Below are 25,820 nucleotides of genomic sequence, written 5' to 3' on the forward strand. Positions count from 1 at the left end.
AAAAAATTGAGGAAAGGAAAAGTCTCTGCCTATCGAGACTTTCCCATGTCATTTTTTCTTTTTCTTCTTCTTTTTCGCCTTTAGCTTTGGAATATCTTCATAAAATTTTTTTGCTTTTTTCGTTTTTTCGTCTTTATTGCGCTTTTTTCGTTTTTTCCCCTCGATCACAACAGGGGCATGTTTTGGCTCTTTACGGCGGCGGTCTTTCATCCCGACGATCTCAAAGTCAACGCTCCGCTCGTCTTTGTTCACATTGATGACGCGAACCGTAATTTGGTCGCCGATGCGGTATACCTTTCCGGTCCGTTCGCCAATCATGGCATAACTCCGTTCATCGTAATGGTAATAGTCATCCGTTAAGTAGCTGACATGAACAAGCCCCTCGATCGTATTCGGCAATTCCACAAAGAGGCCGAAGTTCGTAACGGAGCTGATAATTCCATCAAACTCCATGCCAATTTTATCTTCCATAAACTCTGTTTTCTTCAAATCATCTGTTTCCCGCTCTGCTTCCACAGCGCGGCGCTCCATATTCGATGCGTGTTCCGCGATATCCGGAAGCTTTTCCGCCCATTTTTGCTGTGTCTGTTCATCCATTTGCCCGTTAATCAAATACGTGCGAATCAGGCGATGCACAATTAAATCCGGATAACGGCGGATCGGGGAGGTAAAATGCGTGTAAAAATCGGTCGATAACCCGTAATGCCCGAGGCTTTCAGCATCATAACGCGCCTGCTTCATCGAACGAAGCATCACCGTCGATATAAGCATTTCCTCCGGCTCGCCGCGCACTGCTTCTAAAATCTCTTGAAGCGCGCGCGGATGAATTTGGTTTCCCGTTCCTTTAACAACATAGCCAAAGTTGGTGATAAACTCCAGAAAACGCTGCAATTTTTCCGGTTTCGGATCTTCGTGCACACGATAAATAAACGGGACGTTCAGCCAGTGGAAATGTTCGGCGACCGTCTCATTCGCGGCAAGCATAAATTCCTCAATCAGCCGTTCCGCCACCGAACGCTCGCGCAGCACGACATCGTACGGCTTTCCGTTTTCATCGACAAGCACTTTCGCTTCTTTAAAATCGAAATCAATCGCGCCGCGCTTCATCCGTTTATTGCGCAAAATTTCCGCAAGTTCAGCCATCAATTCAAACATCGGCACAAGCGGAGCGTATTTTTTTCTCAGCTCTTCATCTTTGTCAACGAGAATTTTGTTCACATCCGAATACGTCATCCGCTCCGTCGTGCGAATAACGCTTTGGAAAATTTCGTGGCTGACGACTTCGCCGCGCTCATTGATTTCCATTTCGCATGAAATCGTCAAGCGGTCAACTTTCGGATTTAACGAACAAATGCCGTTAGACAAACGATGCGGAATCATCGGAATGACGCGGTCGACCAAATAAACGCTTGTCCCGCGTTCGTATGCTTCCCGGTCAATCGGCGAGCCTTCTTCGACATAATAGCTGACATCGGCAATGTGGACGCCAAGTTTATAATGCCCGTTTGCCAATTTCGTGACAGTGACGGCGTCATCTAAGTCTTTGGCGTCTTCGCCATCAATCGTGACAATCATTTGGTCGCGCAAATCGCGGCGCCCTTGCAAGTCTTTTTCCGAAATCGTGTCGGAAATGCGGTTGGCATGTTCGAGCACTTCATCTGGAAATTGCAACGGAAGGCCGTGCTTATGAATAATGGATAAAATATCGACGCCCGGATCGTTTTTATGGCCGAGGATTTTCACAACTTCCCCTTCGGCGCTCATTCGCCCTTGCGGGTATGAGGTGAGCCGCACGACGACTTTATGCCCTTCCACGGCCCCGTTTGCCGCATGTTTCGGGATAAAAATATCGTTGACAATCTTTTTATCATCAGGGATGACAAATCCGAAATATTTGCTTTCCGTATAAGTGCCGACCACTTCGGTGACGCCGCGTTCTAAAATGCGCACAATCGTCCCCTCTCGGCGCGCACCTGAAGAGTCGGCATGCACGCGCACTAATACAGTATCGCCATGCATCGCGTTTTTCATCTCAGAAGGCGGAATAAAAATGTCATCGAGCTCCGGATCATCCGGCACGACGAAAGCGAATCCTTTCGCATGCCCGGACACTTTTCCGCGCACTAAGTTCATTTTTTCCGGCACACCGTAACGGTTGCTTCTCGTCCGTACAACAAGCCCTTGTTCCTCCATCGCAACAAGCGCTTTAACAAACTCCTTAAACGCTGCCGCGTCCGTGATACCGAACGCTTCTTCCAGCTCCTGAACGGTAAGAGGCTTGTACGCCTCATCCCGCATAAACGTTAAAATTCGCTCGACTAATGACTGATCCATCCTTTTCTCCCACCTTTCAACGGTTGGTTACCAATCCAGCGATTCTAAAAACTCGTAAATATCCTCATGCAGCTGTTCTTTTTCTTTATCCAGCGTAATGACGTGTCCTGACTCTTCATACCACTTGATTTTTTTCACAGGCGATTCAATACCGTTATAAATAATATTGGCGCTATCAGGGTTAATCATTTCATCGTGGCGCGCTTGCACGACAAATGTCGGCGCATAAATCAAATCGATACGCTCACGCACATCCGCAATAAGCTGCTGCAATGCTTTTAACGTTTTCATCGGCGTCTTTTGAAATGCTTCCATTTCTTCTTCAATTTGTTCCGGCGTTTTTCCTTCCCGTTTTTTATATTCGCGCGCATACTTTAGCACACCTTCATACATCGTTTCTTCGCTTTTTATATACATCGGCGCGCACATTGGAATAATTCCCACTACAGGTACAGTGTAACCTAATTTCAGAGAAAATACGCCTCCAAGCGACAGTCCGGCAACCGCGATTTTTTCGTATCCTTTATTCTTTAAAAATTCATAGGCGTTGATCACATCTTGCCACCAATCGTCCGGTCCAGTGTGCACAAGCTCTTCTGGCGGCACCCCGTGCCCTTTATAAATTGGTGCATGGCATGTGTATCCTTTTGCTTCAAGAAAGCGCCCCAACATTCTGACATCTGACGAGTTTCCGGTAAAACCGTGCAGCAACAAAACTGCGCGTTCTCCTGCTTCAAACGTAAATGGTTTTGGTGGAACGACCTTCATCTGCAATAACCCCTTTCTCTTTCCAAACAGAAAAGGCAGCCCGAATAAATGGTTGGACCGCCCCATTGTTTCAACATTAAAGTTGCATATACGTCACCGCTATTGATAATACAAAAAACAATACCGCTAGCACAACTGTTATGCGCTGCAACACCGCATCCAATCCGCGCGCTTTCTGTTTTCCAAACAGCTGCTCCGCACCGCCGGTAATGGCGCCAGAAAGGCCAGCGCTTCGTCCCGATTGCAACAAAACGACCACAATAAGCGCAATCGAAACAATAACTAACAATGTGACAAGCAACGTATGCATTGCCTAATCCTCCTTTAAAAACACGCACTACAATATTTTCAGTTTAACATAAACGCGGAGCTTGCACAATAGAGATGAGGAGCATGCATTATTCATTATAACAAGTTTTCTCTCAAAACAAAAAATATAGCCATCCTTTATTTCGCATGCAGGACGGTTCTTTGGCTCATGAAAACGCGTGTTGCTTTTCTTTCTTCCTTTTTTGCTGAACGGATCGGCTTCCATGCAGCTTGACGCACCAAAATCATGGCTGCTCTCTTGCCGAAACAATAAATCGCCCATTTTTCCGGCAACTGACCACAGTTAGGATTTCCATTTTTCGCAAACGCAATCCATGGCATAATGCATTTGTTTGGAAATTTGCTGCAAATTCCGGCTGCCAGTCAATTCGCACCTCCCGGCTGATGAAGATTTGCAAAAATATAAAAGGTGTCTCCAGTACACGGCACGCCTTTAATTTGCCGCCGAGAACTGATGTCTCATAGTCCCGAGCTTTGCCCCTTTGTCCCTCCTGATAATCAGCAGTGCGCGACATGCCATCGGTAAGTAGGCGGTAAGTCATGATGCAAGCGATTTTTGCCAAGCATCAAGAGAACTCTATATGCATCCTGTTTTTGTATCTCTTTGACCACTACATATCCTTCAAATTGAGCTAAATCTTTATGATCAGTGCTTGTACCCGCACTAAAATAAAATATAGCAAAAAGGATCAAAATTAATAAAACTGACAGTATAGGTATTAATAAAATTTTTTTATTATTTCCCCCTGATTACTTTATTAATTTGCAACTAAAACATTGGTAGAACTATAATAGAGCGTAAACGGATTATCTGGTGAACTATACGGATTTATAACATCATCCATTCTTATCATAAACCCATAATCACCATCTGACGTTCCACCAGAGTGAATTCCCCATACTTTGTTATACAAAACATATTCACGCTACCTCCTTCGACATTGTTACACTATAAAATATTTCTTTTTAAGGAATTAATTTCCCTATATAAAAATGGTCAATATTGTCGGATAAAAAATAAATAGTAAATTTCTGACACTATTCAAGGTTATTTTTTTATTATGTGATAAAGCCATTAATTAAAGTGACTAGTTATATCTTTTATCTCAACACTGTCAAAATCATAAGAGCTACCTCTGCATCATAATCATCTAGCCTTTTGCTTATTATCCTTTATTTTTCTCCAAATAATAAAAAGAACCCAACCGAATGATTCGGCCAGGTTCCTTGCTTAAATTCCGTCATTATTTTTTCAAGTTGTAGAATGATTTAATGCCGTTGTAAATCGCTGTGTCGCCAAGCTGGTCTTCGATGCGGAGCAATTGATTGTATTTCGCAACGCGGTCCGTGCGGGAAGGAGCCCCTGTTTTGATTTGGCCAGCGTTTGTCGCCACTGCGATGTCAGCGATCGTGCTGTCTTCCGTTTCACCGGAACGGTGGGAAACAACCGCCGTATATCCAGCGCGTTTCGCCATTTCAATTGCATCGAACGTTTCCGTTAATGTACCGATCTGGTTAACTTTAATTAAAATCGAGTTGCCGACGCCTTTTTCAATTCCTTCCGCCAGTTTTTTCGTGTTCGTTACAAACAAGTCGTCACCGACAAGCTGTACTTTTTTGCCGAGGCGCTCCGTTAGTAGTTTATGGCCTTCCCAGTCGTTTTCATCTAAACCGTCTTCGATGGAAATGATAGGGTATTTTGAAACAAGTTCTTCATACCATGCAACCATTTCTTCAGACGTTCTGACAACGCCTTCGCCTTCTAAATGATATTTGCCGTCTTCTTTGTTGTAAAGCTCGGAAGAAGCAACGTCCATTGCCAGCATCACTTCTTCGCCTGGTTTGTAGCCGGCTTTTTCAATCGCTTCAATGATCGTTTGCAATGCTTCTTCGTTCGATTTTAAGTTTGGCGCGAAACCACCTTCGTCACCAACCGCTGTATTGTAGCCTTTTGCTTTTAATACGGCTTTTAAGCTATGGAAAATTTCTGCGCCCATGCGAAGCGCTTCGCGGAAGCTTTTCGCGCCGACAGGCATAATCATAAATTCTTGAATATCGACGTTGTTATCCGCATGCGCGCCGCCGTTTAAAATGTTCATCATTGGCACAGGCAGTGTTTTTGCGTTAAATCCGCCAAGGTATTGGTATAATGGCATGCCTAATTCATCTGCTGCCGCGCGCGCAACTGCCAAAGACACACCTAAAATCGCGTTTGCCCCTAATTTGCTTTTGTTTTCCGTGCCGTCCAATTCAATTAACGTCTTGTCAATGCCAACTTGGTCTGTCACTTCCAAGCCGATGATCGCTGGCGCAATGACTTCATTAACGTTTTCCACCGCTTTTAATACGCCTTTGCCAAGATAACGGCTTTTATCGCCATCGCGCAATTCAACCGCTTCGTATTCTCCTGTTGATGCACCGCTTGGTACTAATGCACGGCCAAAACCGCCGTCTTCCGTATATACTTCGACTTCTACCGTCGGATTGCCGCGAGAGTCTAATACTTCACGTGCGTATACATCTAAAATTGCAGACATGTTCACACACTCCTTTGATTATTTTTTTATTATTAATGTTTTTCCTGTCATTTCTTTTGGCTGTGGCAAGCCAAGCAAGTCAAGCATGGTTGGCGCTAAATCGCCTAAAATTCCACCTTTGCGGAGTTCGATGCCTTTTTTCGTTACGATCACCGGAACCGGATTTGTCGTATGCGCCGTTTGCGGTTTGCCATCCGGCGTCAATACTTCATCCGCATTTCCATGGTCCGCGGTAATAATGGCGATGCCGCCTTTTGCAAGAATCGCATCCACGACTTTGCCAAGACACTCATCCACCGCTTCGATCGCTTTAATCGTCGGTTCTAATTTTCCTGAGTGGCCGACCATGTCCGGGTTCGCATAGTTTAAAATGATCGCGTCATATTTATCTGCTTCGATTTCTTTAAGAAGCGCATCGGTTACTTCGTAAGCGCTCATTTCTGGTTTTAAGTCGTATGTGGCGACTTTTGGCGAATTGATTAAAATGCGGTCTTCGCCAGGAAACTTCTCTTCCCGCCCGCCGTTCATAAAGTACGTCACATGCGGGTATTTTTCCGTTTCCGCAATGCGAAGCTGTCGCAATCCATGTTGCGATAGGACTTCCCCGATCGTATTATCCAGATTTGTCGGTTTGAACGCAACATATCCTTTAACCGTTTCACTAAAGTGTGTCAGGCAGACAAAGAACAAGTTTTTCGGATGTTTCGGACCACGGTCGAACTCGCGGAAGTCTTCGTTCGTAAACGTGTTCGAAATTTGAATCGCCCGGTCTGGACGGAAGTTGTAGAAAATGATCGCATCTTCGTCTTTAATCGTCGCCACCGGCGATCCGTCTTCACGCACGATGACCGATGGAAGCACGAATTCATCATAAATGCCATGTTGATAAGAATCTTCAATGCACTCAAGCGGATCGCGGTAGGTTGGGCCTTCCCCATACACCATCGCGCGGTACGCTTTTTCAACGCGCTCCCACCGTTTGTCGCGGTCCATCGAATAATAACGGCCGGATAATGTCGCGATTTCCCCGACGCCATACTCTTTTATTTTTTCTTGTAATTCTTTAATATATTTCGGCGCCGTTTGCGGACCGACGTCACGGCCATCTAAAAAGCCGTGGATATAGACGTTTTTTACGCCTTCTTTTGCGGCCAATTTTAACAGTGCATACAGATGGTTAATGTGGCTGTGCACGCCGCCATCGGAGAGCAGGCCGAAAATGTGCAAATTCGTTCCTTTTTCTTTGACATGATTCATCGCCGCTAAAAACGTTTCGTTGCGGTCAAACTCTCCCTCGCGAATCGCAATGTTAACGCGCGTTAAGCTTTGGTATACAATGCGGCCGGCACCGATATTTAAGTGGCCGACTTCCGAGTTGCCCATTTGTCCTTCTGGAAGCCCGACCGCTTCACCGCATGCAGTTAATGTTGAGTGCGGATATTCATTCCAATAACGGTCAAAGTTCGGCTTTTTTGCTTGCGCGATCGCATTGCCGTACGTTTCTTCGCGCAGCGCAAATCCGTCTAAAATAATCAACGCTACTGGTTTTTTACTCATGCTGTCCAGCCTCCACTAATTGTAAAAATGATTTCGGATCGAGGCTTGCGCCGCCGACAAGGGCGCCATCAATATGTTCTTGCGCTAAAAATTCGCGGATGTTTTCCGGTTTGACGCTGCCGCCATACTGAATGCGCACGGCTTCAGCCACTTCCGGAGAAAAGATTTTGGCGATGACCGAACGAATATGGCCGCACACTTCGTTGGCATCTTCTGCCGTCGATGATTTGCCAGTGCCAATCGCCCAAATCGGCTCATAGGCGATCACCACTTGTTTCGCTTGCTCCGCAGTTAAACCAGCAAGCGCTTTTTCAACTTGCGCGCCGACGATGTCATTTGTTTTGCCGCTTTCCCGCTGTTCCAGCGTTTCGCCGCAGCAGACGATCGGAATCAGCCCATGCTTAAAGGCAGCATGCACTTTTTTATTGACGGTTTCATCCGTCTCCGCAAACATTTCGCGGCGCTCGGAGTGGCCGATAATGACATACGCCACGCCGATATCTTTCAGCGCAACCGGGCTGATTTCGCCAGTAAACGCCCCTTTGTCTTCAAAATGCATGTTTTGCGCACCGATTTTTAAATCAGAGCCTTGTACATTTTGGACAAGACGGTCTAAAAACAAGAAAGGGGCGCAAATGACAGAGTCAACTTGTTCTGCCGGCGGCACAAGCCGTTTAACTTCTTCCACGAAGCTTACTGCCTCCGGCAATGTTTTATGCATTTTCCAGTTTCCTGCGATAATTCGTTTTCTCATCACTGATCCCTTCCTTTCCCAGAAAGGAGTTAGCGCGTTATTTATCGTTTAACGCCACCACTCCAGGAAGTTGTTTTCCTTCCATAAATTCCAGCGATGCACCGCCCCCGGTAGAGATGTGATCCATTTTGTCTGCTAAGCCAAATTTTTCTACCGCCGCCGCGGAATCTCCGCCGCCAATGACCGAATATGTATCGGCAGCATCCGCTAACGCTTGGGCAACCGCTTTTGTTCCTCCGGCAAAAGCATCCATTTCAAAAACGCCCATTGGGCCGTTCCAAACCACAAGCTTCGATTTCATAATCACATCACGGTAAAGTTCGCACGTTTTCGGGCCGATATCGAGCGCTTCCCAATCGCTTGGAATCGCATCAATCGCAACGACTTTCGTATTAGCATCGTTCGCAAACCGATCCGCCACAACGGCATCAACCGGCATATAGAAGTTGACTCCTTTTTCTTTTGCTTTTTCCATAAACGATTTCGCTAGTTCAATTTTATCTTCTTCAAGCAGCGATTTGCCGACTTCATGGCCGAGCGCCTTCACAAACGTATACGCAAGACCGCCGCCAATAATCAAATTATCTACTTTGTTAAGCAAATTTTCAATGACGCCAATTTTATCTTTCACTTTCGCCCCGCCAATGATCGCCGTAAATGGACGTTCTGGATTGGACAACGCTTTTCCTAACACTTCAATTTCTTTTTCCATTAAAAATCCGGCAACCGCTGGCAAATAATGTGCGATTCCTTCTGTTGAAGCATGAGCGCGGTGAGCAGCGCCAAATGCGTCGTTCACGTAAATATCCGCTAATTCAGCAAATGCTTTCGCCAACTCTGGATCATTTTTCTCTTCCCCAGGATAAAAGCGGACGTTTTCGAGAAGCAATACATCGCCTTCCTTCATGCCGGCGATTGCTGTTTTTACTGCCTCTCCATATGCTTCGTCTGTTTTCACTACCTGTTTGCCGAGCAGCTCGCTTAACCGTTCAGCCACTGCATTTAGGCGCAATTCTTCGACGACTTTTCCTTTTGGACGGCCGAGATGGCTCGCCAAAATCACTTTTGCCCCTTGCTCGATTAAATAACGAATCGTCGGAAGTGCCGCGCGGATACGCGTGTCGTCCGTAATCGCGCCGTTTTCCATCGGCACGTTAAAGTCGACGCGGCAAAATACCCGTTTTCCTTTCACATCCACGTCTTGAATCGTTTTTTTATTCATGGCGCTATGCCCCCTTTTTGATTGTGTGATTTTTGACAAACGAAGAGGAGTGGGGATCACTCCCCGCTCCCCCTCCCCATTTTCTTATTATAGACTTGATGAAGCGATAAACACAATCACATCAATTATAAGCCTTTGGATGCGATATATTCTGCAAGATCAACAACGCGGTGAGAATAGCCTGTTTCGTTATCGTACCAAGATACTACTTTCACCATTGTTCCTTCAATAACCATTGTCGAAAGCGCATCAATTGTCGAAGATACAGTAGAACCGTTATAGTCGCGCGATACAAGCGGCTCTTCGCTGTAAGCTAAAATGCCTTTTAATTCTCCTTCTGCCGCTTCTTTCAATGCTGCGTTGACTTCTTCAACCGTTACTTCTTTTTCCAGCTCTGCAACAAGGTCGACAACAGACACATTTGGCGTTGGTACGCGCATTGCCATGCCGTTAAGTTTGCCTTTTAATTCAGGCAACACAAGCGCAACTGCTTTTGCCGCACCTGTTGTCGTTGGAATGATGGATTCTGCAGCAGCACGTGCGCGGCGCAAATCTTTATGAGGCAAGTCCAAAATTTGTTGGTCGTTCGTATACGAGTGAACTGTCGTCATCATGCCGCGGACGATGCCAAATTTTTCATGAAGCACTTTCGCGAATGGCGCCAAGCAGTTCGTTGTGCAAGAAGCGTTGGAAATAATGTGATGGTTTGCTGGATCGTATTTATCTTGGTTGACACCCATAACGATCGTAATATCTTCATTTTTCGCCGGTGCAGAAATGATGACTTTTTTCGCGCCAGCTTCCAAATGTTTTGCCGCGTCTTCGCGTTTTGTGAAACGGCCTGTCGATTCAACGACAATATCGACGCCTAATTCGTTCCATGCTAATTGAGCTGGGTCGCGCTCTGCTTTCACCACGATTTCTTTTCCGTTAACAACGATATTGTTGCCATTCACGGACACTTCTGCATCTAATTTGCCGTGAACAGAATCATATTTCAAAAGATGCGCCAATGTGTTGGCGTCCGTTAAGTCGTTAACCGCCACTACTTCAATGTTTGGGTTTTTTAATGCTGCGCGAAAAACGTTGCGCCCTATACGGCCAAAACCGTTAATACCAATTTTTACAGCCATCAATAGCTCCTCCTTTAAAATAGTTGTATTTATATTAAGGGATGTTACTCCCCTAGTAACGCTTTTGCTGCACCTTCGTCAGTAATGAGAATCGAATGATGCGCCCGTTTCATATACGCCTGAATGGCTTTGGCTTTGGAAGATCCGCCAGCCACTGCGATGACATGTTCGACGCGCGGAAGGTCTTCCAGCTGGATGCCGACCGTTTTCACTTTATGGACTACTTCCCCTTTTTCATTAAAGTAATAGCCAAACGCTTCAGCAACCGCATGGCGCGCCTGAATTTTCGCCATATCTTCATTTGGGGTTTTTCGGCGTTCTGCCATTGTAATAGCATCCCCGATTCCATGCACGACCATACGGCATGATTTAATCAGTTCCAGCACTTCTTTCACGGTCGGTTCTTCGATTAAAGACTCATACGCTTCGCGGCTTAAATGGTCGGGAACATGAAGCAGCCGGTAATTTCCTGACGATTTTTCCGCCATCTTTGCGCAAATGGTATTGGCTTGGTTTTCCACATTCTCCCCTAAGCCGCCCCGTGCGGGAACAAATAAAAGATCGTTCAGCTTCGCATCCGGCGTCATCATCTCGGCCACCGCAGCCATTGTGGTGCCTCCGGTCACTGCCACGATGTCGCCGTTTGCCAGCCGTTCTTTCATGCACGTTACACAAGCTTTCCCCATTTCTTTTTTTACCCAAGGAGAAAGGTCGCTATCCCCGGCGACAACAATTATTTTTTCCACATGAAGTTTTCGCTTTAATTTTGTTTCTAAATCTTTTAAACCCAACACTTCCCGCATGACATCTTCAAGCGTATGCAGCAATCCCTTTCCTTCCTGCGTCAAACTCATGCCAGCGGAGCTGATGGTCAGCAAGTTTTGCTCTTTTAAAAACTGCACCTCGGAACGAAGCACGCGCTCACTTATTCCTAAACTGTTTGACAACACTCTGCGCCCGACTGGCTGCATGAGAGAAATGTAACGCAAGATGCGGTAGCGCTTTTGCATAATTTCAAGAAGGTCGGGCAATAATTTTTTTTGCGCCTCAATTAATGATTGCATTGATTCCCTTCTCCTTGTGAAAATACATGGACACGAAATGTCCCGGTGTGACTTATTATGTCCCGATTGTGTAAAAAAATTTCCCTCCTGCCTGCGCAACTTTATTGTAACAGGAGGATTGACAATGTTCAACTGTTTCGCGCCTCAAGCAAACGCTTTCTTATGACATCTTTTTGAATTATGCCGAAACCGACTTCTTCGCCGTCGATTTCAACGACTGGAATCATTAATTGATATTTCTCCAGCAACGCATCATCTTGATAAATATCAATTTCCTTAATTTGAAAAGCGAATTCCTTTTGCAGTTCTTGCAACACTTGTTTTGCTTTATCACATAACGGACAGTTTGTCTTCGAATATAAGCGGATAATCACTTGCTGTCACTTCCCTACATACTGTTTTCGTTTTGCCGATGACGGAATATGCAGTTGCTCGCGATATTTTGCAACCGTTCTGCGTGAGACGGCTACACCGTACCGCTCATGCAGCAAGTCGGCGATCTTTTGGTCGGAAAGCGGCCGCTGCTTATTTTCCTGTTCAATTAATTGCTTAATAAACATTTTCACTTTTACCGAAGAAGCGGCATCGTCGTCCGCATAAGCGGATGAAACAGCGTTGGAAAAAAAGCGGCGAAGTTCCACGGTGCCAAACGGTGTTTGCACGTATTTGTTTTTCACGGCACGGCTGACAGTAGATTCGTGAATGCCGAGCTCTTCCGCCACTTCCCGCATCGTAAGGGGCTTTAAAGCGGCAAACCCCGCTTCCAAACATTGTTTCTGTTTATCAACAATGACATGCATAATATTGAGCAACGTTTGTTTGCGCTGTTCCAAGCTTTTCGTTAACCATAAAAATTGCCGGTATTTATCTTTGATAAACGATTGCACTTGCCCATCACGATAGCCGGAAATTTTTTGTTCATATGCCCGATTCCAGGCAAGCTCCGGATGCACATCATCATTGCAAAAGATGCGCCAATCCCCTTCATCGCTCCGTTCAATAATAAGATCAGGAACGATGAAATGGGGCATCTCTTTTGTATAATGGATGCCGGGGCGCGGCTCAAGCGTGCGGATTAAATCCCATACGCGCTGCAATGAAGCAATGTCTATGTCAAGCTGCTTCGCTAATGTTTTCCACGCTTTTTCGACAAATAGCGAAAAATGATGCTGTACGATTTGTTCCGCCAGCTCATCGCGATGTGGCAAACGCTTTAGCTGCAAATATAAACATTCTTGCAAACTGCGGGCGCCAACGCCAGCCGGCTCTAACGACTGGATGATCTGCAGCGCTTTTTCCGCTTCCTGTTTGGAAATAGCAAGCCGTGCCGCGATCTCTTCGATCTCTACCCGCAAATATCCATCTTCATCAAGGGAAGCGATCATATAACGTACGACACGTTCTTCGCGTTCTGAAAGTGACAGGGCTGGAAGCTGTGCGATTAAATGCAATGAAAGCGTTTCTGAATGAGTGCTTATATTTTCGATCCACCGCTGCTTTTCCTTATCCGACGAGTCGCGGTAGCTGCGCTTCAGCCGGTAATCGCGAATTTCCAGAAACGGGTTATCCAACGACTGTTCATATAAAAACGACTGCAGCTCCACAGCGGAATATTGCAATAATTCGATTGCTTGCGTCAGTTCCTTTGTCAGTGATAACTTCAGCCGCTGTTCTTGCCATAATTCAGCCCTCATCGTCAAGCCCCCCTTTCTTTTATTGTACAATACTGCTACCCCGCCGGTATATAAAAAATATAAAACAGGATGGCGGGGATGCGACACCGTCATCCCGGGAATGTGCTTTCGCCAAGTACAGCGCAGCCAACAAGGAAGCAGAACGTTTAGTTATCATTATGCAATTACGCAAAAAACCTGCCGCGTTCTGCAGCAGGTTTTCGCTTTATCCGCCCTGAAATGGAACAAAAAGCCAATTAAGCCGTGCAAAATTTTTTCAAATCCCAGTGGATTCTTTAAGATTCCCAAAAAATGAAAAACGGCTGCAAACGCAGCCGCATCAAGGAGTTCGGACATTTTAACCCGAACCAGCCGGATAGTTGAAACGCCCTCGGCAGGATTCGAACCCACGCTAAGAGAACCGGAATCTCTCGTGCTATCCACTACACTACGAGGGCACTTTGTTCAGTTGCATATTCAATTATAGTGAAAACAGCTTTACTTTGCAAGAGGAAATTTACGTTTAAAAAATGGAAAAGAGGTTATGATGAAAAAAGGGATGTCTTATGCCGGCAGCGAATAATAATAATGAAGAGCAAAATCAGGTATTTTTTGTTTGACCTTCATTGACCATTTAGGTATGATAGAGATACATACGATTTTAAGCGATTGATAAAGGAGGAAGCCTCATGAATTTAATCCCTACAGTTATTGAGCAAACAAGCCGCGGGGAACGTGCGTATGACATTTATTCTCGTTTATTGAAAGACCGCATTATCATTCTTGGCAGTCCTATTGACGATCAAGTGGCAAACTCGATCGTTTCTCAATTGCTATTTTTAGCGGCAGAAGATCCGGAGAAAGACATTTCGCTTTATATTAACAGCCCAGGTGGATCGATTACTGCCGGCTTGGCGATTTATGACACGATGCAATTTATTAAGCCGGACGTTTCGACGATCTGCATCGGCATGGCCGCTTCGATGGGGGCATTTTTGCTTGCTGCCGGGGCAAAAGGAAAACGGTTTGCCTTGCCAAACAGCGAAATTATGATCCACCAACCGCTTGGCGGCGCGCAAGGCCAGGCGACAGAAATTGAAATTGCCGCAAAACGAATCCTTTTCTTGCGCGATAAGTTAAACCGCATTCTTTCGGAAAATACCGGCCAGCCAATCGACGTGATTGAACGTGATACAGACCGCGATAACTTCATGACAGCGCAAAAAGCGCAAGAATATGGAATTATCGACCGCGTGTTAACGCGCGTTGATGAAAAATAAAACGGGTAAAATGATAGGCTGCTTCGAATTGCGCAGAAGCAGCCTATTTGTTTATTTTTCATTTTCCACATAATTTGCTAATTTTTCAATCGCTTCGTTTTCATCCGGGCCATCAGCGATCAATGTAATGACGGAACCGGTGCTGATTGCGAGGCTCATAAGCCCCATAATGCTTTTTGCATTCACTCTTTTCCCGTCTTTTTCCAAGTAGATGTCGGAAGAAAAGCGGTTCGCCTCCTGCACAAACAACGCCGCCGGGCGCGCTTGCAATCCTGTTTTCAACCGCACTTCTACTTGTTTCTCAACCATGCTCCATCTCCCCTTTTTTATAATGATTTATGAAAATCAACAGGCTTGCCAGCCCGCAACCGTTCCGCAATTTCATCAATTTTCCGCAGACGGTGGTTGATTCCTGATTTGCTTATCTTCCCACCGGATACTAATTCCCCTAATTCTTTTAACGTTACATCCTGATACATCATCCGCAATTCCGCAATTTCCCGCAATTTATCAGGAAGGGAGCTCAATCCGATCGTTTCGTCAATATAGCGAATATTTTCCACTTGGCGAAGCGCAGCGCCAATCGTTTTATTTAAGTTCGCTGTTTCGCAATTGACAAGGCGGTTCACCGAATTTCTCATATCGCGCACAATGCGGATATCTTCAAAGCGCAATAACGCTTGATGGGCGCCAATAATGTTTAAAAACTCGGAAATTTTTTCCGCCTCTTTTAAATACGTAATAAACCCTTTTTTTCGTTCCAGCGTTTTAGCATTAAGAAAAAAATGGCTGTTCATTAATTCACATAATGAGTCGTTATGTTCTTCATAAAGAGAAAAAATTTCTAAATGGTAGGATGACGTTTCCGGATTGTTTACCGATCCTCCGGCGAGAAACGCGCCGCGCAAATAAGAACGCTTACAGCACTTTTTTTTCACTAATTCTGGCGAAATGACCCGAATCAGCGAAAAATCCTCCTCCAATATTTTTAAATCCTTTAACAATTCGTGAGCGCCGTCGACGATTCGCACAATGTACACATTGTTTTTTTTCAGGCGCATTTTTTTTCGAACTAACAGTTCGACCGTAACTTCGTACCCTTTCTTTAAAAGAGTGTAAATTCTCCGCGCGATGGCAGCGTTTTCCGTTTGCACATCGACAATAATTTTCCGGTTGGAAAAAGATAATAAACCATTCATGCGGAGAAGCGCGGACAATTCCGCTTTTAAGCAACAAGGTTTCACTTCTAAATTCGTTAATTCCTTTTTCGTTTCTGACGCAAATGACATTGGTTAGCCACCTCCGTAGTTCATTCATGCCATTGAGAAGAAGGAGGTGCTGTAATAAGCGAAATGAGCAGCGACGCTACTTTTTTCGTGTCATGGCGGATGACGCGGTCTTCATAGCTGACGATATTATCGCGAATCACTTCAATTCCCAGCTCTGCGAGCCGGTCGCCATCATCCTTCACCGGTTCGGCCAACTCTTCTGCATAACGCCGTTGGATCTCTTCCGGAATATGTCCGTTATTGACAACAACGACATCAAGAAATAAGCATCCCATATGGTCATGAAGCGCTTTGACATGATCGCTTACCGTATAGTGCAGCGTCTCGCCCGCTTGGGTCATCACGTTGCATATATACACTTTTTTCGCCTTCGCCCGGCAAACCTCTTGGCCGATTTTCGGCACAAGCAAATTTGGCAAAATGCTCGTATATAAACTTCCCGGGCCGATGACGATCAAATCCGCAGAGCGAATCGCGTCAATCGTTTCCGGAAGCGGCTCCACGTTTTCTGGCGTCAAAAATACTTTTTTAATTCTTTTTCCGGAATAAGGGATTTTGGACTCCCCGGAAACAATAGCACCGTCTTCCATCTCGGCATGAAGAACGACGCTTTTGTTCGCCGCCGGCAACACTTGTCCGTGTACTTTTAATACTTTGCTCATCTCGCGGATCGCTTTCACGAAATCGCCGGTAATTGACGTCAACGCCGCCAAAATTAAATTCCCTAGCGAATGTCCTGACAAGCCGTTGCCGTTTTGAAACCGGTGCTGAAACAACTCGATTACAAGCGGTTCGACATCTGACAGCGCCGCCAATACGTTGCGCACATCTCCTGGCGGCGGAATTTGCAATTCATCGCGTAATCTTCCTGAGCTGCCGCCATCATCAGCAACAGTGACAATAGCCGTAATATCAACGGCATACTGCTTCAAGCCGCGCAACAAGACAGGGAGCCCTGTCCCGCCGCCGATGATGACAATCTTTGGTTGACTTTTCGCATTCATTTATGCTTTTCCTTTCTCCTCTCCATGTCACGGTGGGACACATGAGTTTTATAATCGTTGGCAAAATGGCGGGCGATATATTCGGCAATCGCCACCGACCGGTGCTGCCCTCCCGTGCAGCCAATGGCAATCACAAGCTGGCTTTTTCCTTCCCGCTTATAATGCGGGAGCATAAATGTCAATAAATCGATCAGTTTTTCGAGAAATTTTTGCGTTTCCCCCCACTTCAGCACATAGGATGAAACTTCCTCATCCAAACCTGTTTTCGGGCGCATATGGTCAATATAGTGAGGGTTTGGCAAAAAGCGAACATCAAATACTAAGTCGGCGTCAATCGGAACGCCGTATTTAAAGCCAAACGACATGACGTTGACCGTAAACGTTTGCTGCGCATGGGAAGAAAACTGCTGCAAAATTTTTTCCCGCAGCTCGCGCGGTTTTAAATCCGACGTATCGTAAATAATTTGCGCCCTTCCTTTTAATTCTTCGAGCAATTTGCGTTCCAAACGAATTCCCTCAAGCGGCAATCCGTTTGGCGCGAGCGGGTGCGTGCGTCTCGTTTCTTTATACCGCGCTACCAGCGTCGAATCTTCGGCGTCCAAAAATAAAATTTGCGGCGTTACCCATGATTGCTCCGCCAAGTCGTCCAGTGCGGTAAACAAGCTGTCGAAAAAGTCGCGGCTTCGCAAATCCATTACTAACGCCACTTTATTTATTTTATTCCCCGATTCTTTCATCAGCTCCAAAAATTTTGGAAGCAGCGTCGGCGGCAAATTATCGACACAAAAAAAGCCCAAGTCTTCAAAGCTCTGAATCGCGACCGTTTTCCCGGCGCCAGACATCCCCGTGATAATCACCACTTGAATATTATTGGCCGACCCTTCGCTCATTTCTCGCCCTCCTCTCCATCAACTGGGATCTAACCGGTAAGAAAGCAGATCGAAATCTTCTGTATATATAAACGTTCCGTACATAACGCCTGATCCTTTAAGGGCATAATCTAAAATATGGTAATCACCAGGCGCCATTGGAAGCTGGTGAATCGTTTCCAACGGATGCCATTCCAATTTTCCTTCTTCACAGTACGGAACATTTTCGCCAGCAAATTGATCGGCAAAAAAGGTAAACATCATCCATTCCGAAACCGTTTGCTCTTGATTTTTGACAACAATGGTAAAAACTCCTTTAAGCTTTGGGTTTTTTAAATAAATTCCCGTCTCTTCACGATATTCGCGAATGCATGCTTCGCGGACGGATTCCCCTTGTTCCATCTTTCCTCCCGGGGCAACCCACCAGCCCCGCTTCGGCTTTTGCAACAATAACACTTTTCCATCTTTTACTAAAACGCAATTTGTCACGCGCTGCAACACGCTCACCTCAACATAACTCCATCGAAAATAGATAGACTTCTATTTATTTTATTATACTATTTCTTACAATTGACTACAACGAAGAAGCACGGTGCGCGGTGCCCGCGCTTGCCCGCCGCATAAAAAAAGAAGCACGGGAAAGGGTACCCGTGCTGAACAAAAAGATCTATATAAAAGGGGGTCAATTACTTATTTTTAGCATACAAAAAAAATATTTCACACGTGTTACAGCTCGGTTAAACATCGATTACGATTTCATTACTTTATGTTTAATTTTTCCTTCAACTCTTCCACGTAGTGCTGCGCGCTTTGCGCCGCAATGCTTCCGTCTCCTGTCGCCGTCACGATTTGCCGCAACGATTTTTCGCGGACGTCTCCTGCCGCGAAAATGCCTGGCACTTTTGTTTCCATGCGCTCATTTGTCACGATATATCCGTTTTCATTGGTGATGCCAAGATTCACAAACGGCTTTGAAAGCGGAAGCATGCCGATATAGATGAACACGCCGTCGCATGGGAATTCGCGTTCTTCACCCGTTTGCGTATGAACGAGCGTCACGCTGTTCACTTTTCCATCTTTTCCATTAATTTGTTTTACGGTATGGTTCCAAATAAAATCAATTTTTTCATTGGCAAACGCACGATCTTGCAAAATTTTTTGCGCGCGCAATTGGTCACGGCGGTGAACGATCGTTACTTTATTGGCAAAGCGGGTTAAATAGACTCCTTCTTCAACTGCAGAGTCGCCGCCGCCAACAACGACAAGATCTTTTCCTTTAAAGAACGCACCATCGCAAACGGCGCAATACGAAACACCGCGGCCGCCATATTCAGCTTCACCAGGCACGCCGAGCTTTTTATACTCCGCCCCAGTCGCAATGATGACGGCGCGCCCTTTATATTGCTTATCGCCGACGACAACCGTTTTATACGCTTCGCCGTCAATAATCTCTTTGACTTCACCGTATGCGTATTCTGCGCCAAATTTTTTCGCATGTTCAAACATTTTCGTCGCTAATTCCGGACCTAAAATTTGCTCATATCCCGGATAGTTTTCCACTTCCTCTGTATTTACCATTTGCCCGCCTGGCACACCCCGCTCAATCATCAATGTCGATAAATTCGCGCGGGATGTATAGACAGCGGCAGTCATTCCTGCTGGCCCGGCTCCTGCAATAATGACGTCGTAGATTTTTTCCTCTGACACGTCGTCCCACTCCTTCACTGATTAATCCTTTCACCATTATCGTATAGAAGTTGTGAATGAGCGTCTATTAATTTGCTCATGATAATAGTTCTTTCACTTTCTTCACATATTTTTTCACCGTTGATAATGAAACGTGATATTTATCGGCAATCCATTTTTGCGTCACATGCTGCCCTTGCCGCTGCCGCCATACATACTCCAGCGCCGCCGACCAGGCAGAATGGTTAGAAAACCGCTCTTTTGCCGATGCGTTCACGACGACGGAAAACCACGCAATGTACATGGTTTCATCTGCCCGCTCATTTTTCTCCGACAGCTTATTAATAATGATATGGCTATCGACAACATACGGAGGAGACATTTCTGCCTCACGAAACAAAAAATAATCCGCAAATTGGCTAAGGAGCGGATGATCGGCCAAATAGCGGCGAATCGCAACGGAAACGGCAGGATCATTTTTGTACGGCGATTCACTAAGCAAATAAAGCCCGTATAGCATTTCGGCGATATTCATTCGGTCAAACCAGCGAATAATTTTTTGAAGTTCTGGGTCAACGGATGGGACGGAGAACGCCCACGGCTCTTCTCCGCGTTTGTTAGGATTTGCTTCTATTACCTTCTCCCAAACATTTTTCGCTAATTCTTCGCGGCCGGTGTAATAGGCCGCATATGCAAGCCAATAATAAAAGGCATCATCTCCGTCATAGCGGATTTTATATAAATGATACAGCCATTTGAAAGCGAGGTCGAAACGGCCGACAAGCGCAAATGTCGCACCGAGCTTATAACGATGCTCGATAAAAAACGGATGCACACATGCCAATTGGTCAGAAAGGCGGTTTACTTGCCGTTCGTCGCGCAAATAATAATAAAAGACGAGACGGTTGCAAAGCGCGTGTAAATTGCCTGGATTTCGCTCCAGCACTTGCTCGATAATTTCTTGTGCCTTTTGCACGTTTCCGTTATAAAAGTAGGCAAGCGCCAAATTGTTGTACGCTGACCAAAATTCAGGATATCTGTCAATAATCATTTCCAGCAGGCGAATCGCTTCCGGAAACTTTTCTTTTTCTAATAAAAGCCGCGCCCGCTCCTGCTGCGTAATTAAATCGTCTTGTTCATCGCCGTTTTCATCTTCTTGATCAATTTTCAGCAATTCCATTAAGTCCTCTGTATCCTCGGCAAAATGGCCGTCTGGATCACGTGCCAGATACGTTTCCGCATACTTCATTGCTTCGTGGAACAATCCGAGATGGGCAAAGTTATTCGCCAAAAAATAAAAACATTCGTCCATCGTTTCATCTAACTCGTGGATGATCTTGAACAGCCATTGGTTCGAGGCCTGATATTCTCCAAGCTCGGCAAGCACGGAGGCAAGCTGCAATGCAAACGAAGCGTTATTTCCGTCATATTGAACCGCCCGTTCCAAATATTTTTTCGCTTTATACAAATCGCGTTGTTGATACGCTTGCATTCCCTTTTTGAAATAGTATTCACCGTTTTGAATAAATGGAATAATTTTTGTTCCTCGCTGTTTCGGCTTCAGTTGTTTTCCCATCGAATCCTCCATCTATGTTGAATTTACCGAAAAAAGTATACCATATTCTTTGCAAAAACAACCATAAAAATAAAAGCTGGCTCAAGGAAAAGCCAGCTCGGCGCCATTGTTTATTGTTTGGCGTTATGCCGCTCTGCCAATACTTCCAACACCGCATCAAGCGGAAGTTTTTGTTCTCTCAGCAGCACAAGCAAATGATACAATAAATCGGCAACTTCCCATTTCAATTCGTCATGGTTGCGGTTTTTCGCGGCAATAATGACCTCAGCTGCTTCCTCGCCAACCTTTTTTAAAATTTTATCGACGCCTTTTTCGAATAAATACGTCGTATACGCCCCTTCAGGCCGTTCGGCATCCCGTTTCGCGATAATTTCTTCCAACGTGTTGATAATCGCAAAACGGTTTGGCGAAGTTTCGCATTTTTCTCCGTTCATGCGGTTGAAAAAACATGAATAGCTTCCCGTATGGCAGGCTGGCCCAGCCGGCTCGACAAGCACAAGAAGGGAGTCGCTGTCACAATCATAGCGCATGTCAACAATGCGCTGTATATTGCCGGAAGTGGCCCCCTTATGCCAAAGCTCCTTGCGCGAGCGGCTATAAAACCATGTTTCGCCTGTTTCCAACGATTTTTTTAGCGATTCTTCGTTCATATAGGCAAGCATCAATACTTCTTTGCTTTGCGCATCTTGGACAATCACCGGAACGAGCCCTTTTTCGTCAAAGCGGATGTTTGCGAGGTTCATCGAACATTTACCCCTCTTTCTTTTAAGTACGCTTTTACTTCTTTTATCGATGTTTCTTTATAGTGGAAAATCGATGCCGCCAGCGCTGCGTCCGCTTTTCCTTCCACGAACGCTTCAAGAAAATGTTCGGCGCTGCCAGCCCCACCGGAAGCGATGACCGGAACGGAAACCGCTTCGCTTACCGCTCTCGTCAGCGCAATATCAAAGCCGTTTTTTTCGCCGTCACAATCCATGCTTGTCAGTAAAATTTCGCCTGCGCCGCGGCGGACCGCTTCTTTTGCCCATTCGACGACTTCCAAATCCGTCGCGTTTCGCCCGCCGTGCGTATACACGCGCCACGAGCCGATCGTCTCGTCATACTTTGCATCAATCGCAACAACGATGCATTGCGCCCCGAAAAAATCCGCTCCTTCCGTAATCAGCTGCGGATTGCGGACAGCGGCCGTATTGAGCGATACTTTATCGGCGCCGGCACGCAAAATCGTCTTTATATCGTCAAGCGAATGAATCCCGCCGCCGACCGTAAACGGGATCGCCAATTGGGCAGCAACTTTCTCGACAACTTCCACCATCGTCTTCCGCCCTTCGTGTGACGCGGAAATATCTAAAAAAACAAGCTCATCCGCCCCTTGCTTGTCGTAAAACTTCGCCAGTTCAACCGGATCGCCGGCATCGCGAAGCTGGACGAACTGCACCCCCTTCACGACGCGCCCGTCTTTCACGTCCAAACAAGGAATAATGCGCTTTGTAATCATTCCCCTTGCACCACCTTCAGCGCTTCCGCCACCGTAAATTGCTTCGTGTAGAGCGCTTTGCCGACGATCGCGCCGGCGACGCCGTCACCGACGTGGTTTTGCAGCGATACTAAATCTGCAAGCGAGCGGACGCCGCCGGAAGCGATCACATCCTTTCCGGTTGCGCGCGCCATTTCGACAGCTGCCTGAATATTTGGCCCAGACAGCATTCCGTCTGTCGCGATATCCGTGAAGATGAATGTTTGCGCTCCAGCTTCTGCCAGCTCTTTTCCAAGGTCTGTCGCTTTGACATTCGATGTGTGAAGCCACCCTTCCGTCGCAACAAACCCGTCTTTCGCATCAATGCCGATCGCAATGCGCTCGCCATATTTTTTCAGCATTTCCTTGACAAACGAAGGCCGGGCGATGGCGGCGCTGCCTAAAATGACGCGGGCCACGCCGTTTTCCAAATAATAGACAATATCATCTTCCGTGCGAATGCCGCCGCCGATTTGCACTTTCACCGGCAGCTGTTTCGCCGCTTCGACGACGAAGCGGTCGTTGACGCGTTTTCCTTCTTTCGCGCCGTCTAAGTCCACCATATGAATCCATTCCGCCCCTTGTTCGGCGAACAAGGCGGCCATTTCGACCGGCGAATCGCCATATACCGTTTCTTTAGTATAGTCGCCTTGCAAAAGGCGGACACATTTGCCGCCGCGTATATCAATCGCTGGATAAATCGTAAACGCCGCCATCACACCCTCCCCTTTCCTTCGACGATCGCTGCGTAGTTTTGCAAAATTTTCATGCCGACCTCGCCGCTTTTTTCCGGATGAAACTGTGTGCCATACACGTTCCCTTTCCCGACGACAGCCGGCACCTCGACATCGTAAAAGCTGCTGGCAAGCACCACACTGTCATCGTCCGTCACCACATAGTACGAATGGACGAAATAAACATGGCCCTCTTCCACGTTTTGCAACAGCGGGGATGGATGACGAAAAACGAGGCGGTTCCATCCCATATGCGGCACTTTATACCGCTCGCCGCCCGCCGTCACGCCGGGAATGCGGACAACGCGGCCGCTTAACAGCCCTAATCCTTCTGTCAGCCCGTTTTCCTCGCTTTCCTCAAATAACAGCTGCATGCCAAGGCAAATGCCAAACAGTGGCGTGCCTTCATTGACTGCTTCGCGAATAAACTTGTCAAGCTTTGTTTCCCGCAAAATATGCATCGCGTCTTTAAATGAACCGACACCCGGCAAAATAAGCCCTTTCGTTTGCTTCAGCACATTTGGCTGGTCGGAAACGACATACTCGTAACGAAGCCGTTCTAACGCTTTGCTGACGCTGTATAAATTCCCCATTCCATAGTCAATAATGCCAATCATCGTCACAACATCCCTTTCGTTGATGGAACACCTTTGACGCGCGGATCGATCATCGTCGCTTCATCAAGCGCGCGCCCTAATGCTTTAAACACCGCTTCGATCATATGATGCGTGTTGCGCCCATAATGGACGATGACATGCAGATTCATGCGCGCTTCCAGCGCCAATTTCCACAAAAACTCATGGACTAATTCGACATCAAATGTCCCGACTTTTTCGCTTGGAAACTCGCCGCGAAACTCAAAATGCGGGCGGTTGCTTAAATCGACGACAACTTGGGCGAGCGCTTCATCCATCGGCACAAACGCGTTGCCATAACGTCTGATTCCTTTTTTATCGCCGAGCGCCTCCCGCAGCGCCTGCCCGAGACAAATGCCGATATCTTCGGTCGTATGGTGGTCATCCACCTCCGTATCGCCTTTGGCAGTCACCGTTAAATTAAAGTGGCCGTGCTTCGTAAACAAATCGAGCATATGGGTTAAAAACGGCACGCCGGTATGAAGCTCCGCTTTTCCTTCCCCGTCGATGGCAAATGCCAGCTGAATATCGGTCTCATTTGTCTTTCGCGAAATCGAAGCATATCTTTCCATGAAAACGTCCCCCTTATTTTTTGAAACGTTCCTCAACGGCGCGCGCATGTGCCTCAAGCCCTTCAAGTCTTGCGAATGCCGCGATTTTTCCGGCGTTTCGTTGTAGCGCCGGTTCACTGTAAAAAATGATGCTCGATTTTTTCACAAACTCATCCACGCTTAATCCGCTCGAAAACCGGGCCGTGCCGTTCGTCGGCAGCACGTGGTTCGGGCCGGCGAAATAATCGCCGACAGGCTCAGAGCTGAAGCGCCCTAAAAAAATCGCTCCCGCGTGGCGGATTTGGCCAAGAAGCTGCATCGGTTCGGCTGTCATCACTTCCAAATGCTCTGGCGCCAGTTCATTGACAACTTCCACCGCTTCCGCAAGCGTTTCTGTAACATAAATCGCTCCGTAATTTTCGAGCGCCGAAACGGCAATCGCTTTGCGCGGCAGCGTTTCAAGCTGTTTTTTGACCTCGCTTGCGACCGCGAGCGCCAATTTCATCGACGGCGTGACGAGAATCGCCGAAGCACGCTCATCATGTTCAGCTTGTGACAACAAGTCAGCGGCGATTTCGTTCACATTTGCCGTTTCATCGGCCAGCACGACGATTTCGCTTGGCCCGGCAATCATGTCAATCGCCACTTGTCCAAACACTTCCCGTTTGGCAAGCGCCACATAGATGTTGCCTGGTCCGAAAATTTTATCGACCGGGCGAATCGTTTCCGTTCCATATGCGAGCGCGGCAATCGCCTGCGCGCCGCCGACTTTATAGATTTCTTTCACGCCCAATTCACTGGCCGCGACTAATACGCCGGCCGGGAGCGTCCCGTTTTTATTTGGCGGAGATGTGATCACGATCCGTTTCACTCCCGCCACTTGAGCAGGAATGACATTCATAAGCACCGATGACGGGTATGCCGCCGTCCCTCCTGGAACGTACAGCCCAACCGCATCGAGCGGCGTTATTTTTTGCCCGAGCATCGTGCCGTCTTCTTTTGCAATGATCCATGACTCCCTCTTTTGCCGCTCGTGATAATCGCGAATGTTTTCCGCCGCTTCGCGAATGATGCGAAGCGCTTCCTCGCTTACGTTTTGATACGCCGCTTCGATTTCTTCATTTGTCACGCGCAGCGAATCGAGCCGCACGCCATCGAATTTTTCCGTATAGCTTTTCAAGGCTTCATCGCCGCGGGCGCGCACAGTGGAAATAATCTCCAACACCGCACGCCGCTGTTCTTCCGTCCCTGACTCAATCGTGCGGCGCAATGATACACGGCTTTTCACTCGTTCGATTTTCACTGTTT

Annotated in this window: 26 protein-coding genes and 1 tRNA gene; 1 reads left to right on the forward strand and 26 read right to left on the reverse strand. The window is 46.7% G+C overall.

What is annotated here, in order from left to right; translation table 11 throughout:
- Positions 1-48 precede the first annotated feature (48 nt).
- From rnr to AOT13_RS00790, 13 genes are all read right to left on the reverse strand, one after another.
- Positions 49-2,334 carry a ribonuclease R gene (gene rnr, locus AOT13_RS00725; protein WP_013876253.1) on the reverse strand — a complete coding sequence of 762 codons (2,286 nt, stop codon included), beginning with the start codon at positions 2,332-2,334 and terminating at the stop codon, positions 49-51.
- A gap of 27 nt (positions 2,335-2,361) precedes the next feature.
- On the reverse strand, positions 2,362-3,102 hold the full coding sequence (locus tag AOT13_RS00730) for an alpha/beta hydrolase (RefSeq protein WP_013400011.1): 741 nt from the start codon (positions 3,100-3,102) through the stop codon (positions 2,362-2,364).
- 76 nt (positions 3,103-3,178) lie between these two features.
- On the reverse strand, positions 3,179-3,412 hold the full coding sequence (gene secG / locus AOT13_RS00735) for a preprotein translocase subunit SecG (RefSeq protein WP_013400010.1): 234 nt from the start codon (positions 3,410-3,412) through the stop codon (positions 3,179-3,181).
- Positions 3,413-3,656: 244 nt separating this feature from the next.
- Positions 3,657-3,995, reverse strand: coding sequence for a hypothetical protein (locus AOT13_RS00740; RefSeq protein WP_041270022.1), 339 nt, complete (start codon positions 3,993-3,995; stop codon positions 3,657-3,659).
- 681 nt (positions 3,996-4,676) lie between these two features.
- A complete protein-coding gene (eno, locus tag AOT13_RS19825; RefSeq protein ID WP_003248115.1) occupies positions 4,677-5,969 on the reverse strand; it encodes a phosphopyruvate hydratase in 1,293 nt (430 codons plus the stop codon).
- Positions 5,970-5,987: 18 nt separating this feature from the next.
- On the reverse strand, positions 5,988-7,526 hold the full coding sequence (gene gpmI, locus AOT13_RS19830; RefSeq protein WP_013876252.1) for a 2,3-bisphosphoglycerate-independent phosphoglycerate mutase: 1,539 nt from the start codon (positions 7,524-7,526) through the stop codon (positions 5,988-5,990).
- The gene (tpiA, locus tag AOT13_RS00755) at positions 7,519-8,280 is read right to left on the reverse strand and encodes a triose-phosphate isomerase (RefSeq protein ID WP_003248110.1); all 762 of its coding nucleotides are present in this window, start codon (positions 8,278-8,280) and stop codon (positions 7,519-7,521) included. Before tpiA ends, gpmI begins: the two co-directional genes overlap by 8 nt.
- Before the next feature lie 37 nt (positions 8,281-8,317).
- On the reverse strand, positions 8,318-9,502 hold the full coding sequence (locus tag AOT13_RS00760) for a phosphoglycerate kinase (RefSeq protein WP_003248109.1): 1,185 nt from the start codon (positions 9,500-9,502) through the stop codon (positions 8,318-8,320).
- 125 nt (positions 9,503-9,627) lie between these two features.
- Entirely contained in the window at positions 9,628-10,635 is a 1,008-nt protein-coding gene (gap, locus tag AOT13_RS00765) for a type I glyceraldehyde-3-phosphate dehydrogenase (RefSeq protein WP_003248107.1), read from the reverse strand.
- A 44-nt stretch (positions 10,636-10,679) separates the two neighbouring features.
- A complete protein-coding gene (locus tag AOT13_RS00770; RefSeq protein ID WP_003248105.1) occupies positions 10,680-11,699 on the reverse strand; it encodes a sugar-binding transcriptional regulator in 1,020 nt (339 codons plus the stop codon).
- A 128-nt stretch (positions 11,700-11,827) separates the two neighbouring features.
- The gene (locus AOT13_RS00775) at positions 11,828-12,073 is read right to left on the reverse strand and encodes a glutaredoxin family protein (RefSeq protein ID WP_003248103.1); all 246 of its coding nucleotides are present in this window, start codon (positions 12,071-12,073) and stop codon (positions 11,828-11,830) included.
- 6 nt (positions 12,074-12,079) lie between these two features.
- Positions 12,080-13,393 (reverse strand): RNA polymerase factor sigma-54, encoded by a 1,314-nt coding sequence (rpoN, locus tag AOT13_RS00780; RefSeq protein WP_003248101.1) that lies wholly within the window; start codon positions 13,391-13,393, stop codon positions 12,080-12,082.
- A gap of 365 nt (positions 13,394-13,758) precedes the next feature.
- Positions 13,759-13,830: transfer RNA gene (locus AOT13_RS00790), tRNA-Arg, on the reverse strand.
- Positions 13,831-14,061: 231 nt separating this feature from the next.
- Between AOT13_RS00790 and clpP the strand changes: the two genes are divergently transcribed.
- Positions 14,062-14,652, forward strand: coding sequence for an ATP-dependent Clp endopeptidase proteolytic subunit ClpP (clpP, locus tag AOT13_RS00795; protein ID WP_003248099.1), 591 nt, complete (start codon positions 14,062-14,064; stop codon positions 14,650-14,652).
- A 51-nt stretch (positions 14,653-14,703) separates the two neighbouring features.
- On the opposite strand, the gene AOT13_RS00800 is transcribed toward clpP, so the two are convergent.
- The 13 genes from AOT13_RS00800 to hisD all read right to left on the reverse strand — a co-directional run bounded on the left by AOT13_RS00800 (position 14,704) and on the right by hisD (position 25,815).
- On the reverse strand, positions 14,704-14,961 hold the full coding sequence (locus tag AOT13_RS00800; protein WP_003248096.1) for an HPr family phosphocarrier protein: 258 nt from the start codon (positions 14,959-14,961) through the stop codon (positions 14,704-14,706).
- A 17-nt stretch (positions 14,962-14,978) separates the two neighbouring features.
- Complete coding sequence (gene whiA / locus AOT13_RS00805; protein WP_003248094.1) at positions 14,979-15,941, reverse strand: DNA-binding protein WhiA; 963 nt, start codon at positions 15,939-15,941, stop codon at positions 14,979-14,981.
- A gap of 20 nt (positions 15,942-15,961) precedes the next feature.
- Positions 15,962-16,945 carry a gluconeogenesis factor YvcK family protein gene (locus AOT13_RS00810; protein WP_003248092.1) on the reverse strand — a complete coding sequence of 328 codons (984 nt, stop codon included), beginning with the start codon at positions 16,943-16,945 and terminating at the stop codon, positions 15,962-15,964.
- Entirely contained in the window at positions 16,942-17,835 is an 894-nt protein-coding gene (gene rapZ / locus AOT13_RS00815) for an RNase adapter RapZ (protein ID WP_003248090.1), read from the reverse strand. Before rapZ ends, AOT13_RS00810 begins: the two co-directional genes overlap by 4 nt.
- 18 nt (positions 17,836-17,853) lie before the next feature.
- Positions 17,854-18,312: an 8-oxo-dGTP diphosphatase gene (locus AOT13_RS00820; RefSeq protein ID WP_003248088.1), complete on the reverse strand. Its 459-nt coding sequence runs from the start codon at positions 18,310-18,312 to the stop codon at positions 17,854-17,856.
- Positions 18,313-18,573: 261 nt separating this feature from the next.
- On the reverse strand, positions 18,574-19,521 hold the full coding sequence (gene trxB, locus AOT13_RS00825; RefSeq protein WP_003248086.1) for a thioredoxin-disulfide reductase: 948 nt from the start codon (positions 19,519-19,521) through the stop codon (positions 18,574-18,576).
- A gap of 76 nt (positions 19,522-19,597) precedes the next feature.
- Positions 19,598-21,076: a tetratricopeptide repeat protein gene (locus AOT13_RS00830; protein WP_013876249.1), complete on the reverse strand. Its 1,479-nt coding sequence runs from the start codon at positions 21,074-21,076 to the stop codon at positions 19,598-19,600.
- A 110-nt stretch (positions 21,077-21,186) separates the two neighbouring features.
- On the reverse strand, positions 21,187-21,819 hold the full coding sequence (hisIE, locus tag AOT13_RS00835) for a bifunctional phosphoribosyl-AMP cyclohydrolase/phosphoribosyl-ATP diphosphatase HisIE (RefSeq protein WP_042384553.1): 633 nt from the start codon (positions 21,817-21,819) through the stop codon (positions 21,187-21,189).
- Positions 21,816-22,574, reverse strand: a complete 759-nt coding sequence (gene hisF, locus AOT13_RS00840) for an imidazole glycerol phosphate synthase subunit HisF (protein ID WP_042384555.1) — start codon at positions 22,572-22,574, stop codon at positions 21,816-21,818. The genes hisIE and hisF overlap by 4 nt, the downstream gene beginning before the upstream one ends.
- On the reverse strand, positions 22,571-23,308 hold the full coding sequence (gene hisA, locus AOT13_RS00845; protein ID WP_003248074.1) for a 1-(5-phosphoribosyl)-5-[(5-phosphoribosylamino)methylideneamino]imidazole-4-carboxamide isomerase: 738 nt from the start codon (positions 23,306-23,308) through the stop codon (positions 22,571-22,573). Before hisA ends, hisF begins: the two co-directional genes overlap by 4 nt.
- On the reverse strand, positions 23,308-23,949 hold the full coding sequence (gene hisH, locus AOT13_RS00850) for an imidazole glycerol phosphate synthase subunit HisH (protein ID WP_173662666.1): 642 nt from the start codon (positions 23,947-23,949) through the stop codon (positions 23,308-23,310). Before hisH ends, hisA begins: the two co-directional genes overlap by 1 nt.
- Positions 23,946-24,533 (reverse strand): imidazoleglycerol-phosphate dehydratase HisB, encoded by a 588-nt coding sequence (gene hisB, locus AOT13_RS00855; protein ID WP_003248070.1) that lies wholly within the window; start codon positions 24,531-24,533, stop codon positions 23,946-23,948. The genes hisH and hisB overlap by 4 nt, the downstream gene beginning before the upstream one ends.
- 13 nt (positions 24,534-24,546) lie before the next feature.
- Positions 24,547-25,815, reverse strand: coding sequence for a histidinol dehydrogenase (gene hisD / locus AOT13_RS00860; RefSeq protein ID WP_013400003.1), 1,269 nt, complete (start codon positions 25,813-25,815; stop codon positions 24,547-24,549).
- Between the last annotated feature and the right edge of the window lie 5 nt (positions 25,816-25,820).

This window comes from Parageobacillus thermoglucosidasius (assembly GCF_001295365.1).
Lineage (GTDB): Bacteria > Bacillota > Bacilli > Bacillales > Anoxybacillaceae > Parageobacillus > Parageobacillus thermoglucosidasius.

What these genes read in the sequence shown, in the direction of transcription:
- hisIE (WP_042384553.1), bottom strand. Translation starts at nt 21,819, where the DNA reads ATGAACCTCGCAAACATCCGCTTTGACGAAAAAGGGCTCGTTCCGGTG.
- whiA (WP_003248094.1), bottom strand. Translation starts at nt 15,941, where the DNA reads ATGTCATTTGCGTCAGAAACGAAAAAGGAATTAACGAATTTAGAAGTG.
- tpiA (WP_003248110.1), bottom strand. Translation starts at nt 8,280, where the DNA reads ATGAGAAAACGAATTATCGCAGGAAACTGGAAAATGCATAAAACATTG.
- AOT13_RS00760 (WP_003248109.1), bottom strand. Translation starts at nt 9,502, where the DNA reads ATGAATAAAAAAACGATTCAAGACGTGGATGTGAAAGGAAAACGGGTA.
- eno (WP_003248115.1), bottom strand. Translation starts at nt 5,969, where the DNA reads ATGTCTGCAATTTTAGATGTATACGCACGTGAAGTATTAGACTCTCGC.
- gpmI (WP_013876252.1), bottom strand. Translation starts at nt 7,526, where the DNA reads ATGAGTAAAAAACCAGTAGCGTTGATTATTTTAGACGGATTTGCGCTG.
- AOT13_RS00730 (WP_013400011.1), bottom strand. Translation starts at nt 3,102, where the DNA reads ATGAAGGTCGTTCCACCAAAACCATTTACGTTTGAAGCAGGAGAACGC.
- AOT13_RS00770 (WP_003248105.1), bottom strand. Translation starts at nt 11,699, where the DNA reads ATGCAATCATTAATTGAGGCGCAAAAAAAATTATTGCCCGACCTTCTT.
- hisA (WP_003248074.1), bottom strand. Translation starts at nt 23,308, where the DNA reads ATGGCGGCGTTTACGATTTATCCAGCGATTGATATACGCGGCGGCAAA.
- rnr (WP_013876253.1), bottom strand. Translation starts at nt 2,334, where the DNA reads ATGGATCAGTCATTAGTCGAGCGAATTTTAACGTTTATGCGGGATGAG.
- rapZ (WP_003248090.1), bottom strand. Translation starts at nt 17,835, where the DNA reads ATGAGCGAAGGGTCGGCCAATAATATTCAAGTGGTGATTATCACGGGG.
- AOT13_RS00830 (WP_013876249.1), bottom strand. Translation starts at nt 21,076, where the DNA reads ATGGGAAAACAACTGAAGCCGAAACAGCGAGGAACAAAAATTATTCCA.
- rpoN (WP_003248101.1), bottom strand. Translation starts at nt 13,393, where the DNA reads ATGAGGGCTGAATTATGGCAAGAACAGCGGCTGAAGTTATCACTGACA.
- secG (WP_013400010.1), bottom strand. Translation starts at nt 3,412, where the DNA reads ATGCATACGTTGCTTGTCACATTGTTAGTTATTGTTTCGATTGCGCTT.
- AOT13_RS00810 (WP_003248092.1), bottom strand. Translation starts at nt 16,945, where the DNA reads ATGAATGCGAAAAGTCAACCAAAGATTGTCATCATCGGCGGCGGGACA.
- hisB (WP_003248070.1), bottom strand. Translation starts at nt 24,533, where the DNA reads ATGGAAAGATATGCTTCGATTTCGCGAAAGACAAATGAGACCGATATT.
- gap (WP_003248107.1), bottom strand. Translation starts at nt 10,635, where the DNA reads ATGGCTGTAAAAATTGGTATTAACGGTTTTGGCCGTATAGGGCGCAAC.
- AOT13_RS00800 (WP_003248096.1), bottom strand. Translation starts at nt 14,961, where the DNA reads ATGGTTGAGAAACAAGTAGAAGTGCGGTTGAAAACAGGATTGCAAGCG.
- hisF (WP_042384555.1), bottom strand. Translation starts at nt 22,574, where the DNA reads ATGATTACAAAGCGCATTATTCCTTGTTTGGACGTGAAAGACGGGCGC.
- clpP (WP_003248099.1), top strand. Translation starts at nt 14,062, where the DNA reads ATGAATTTAATCCCTACAGTTATTGAGCAAACAAGCCGCGGGGAACGT.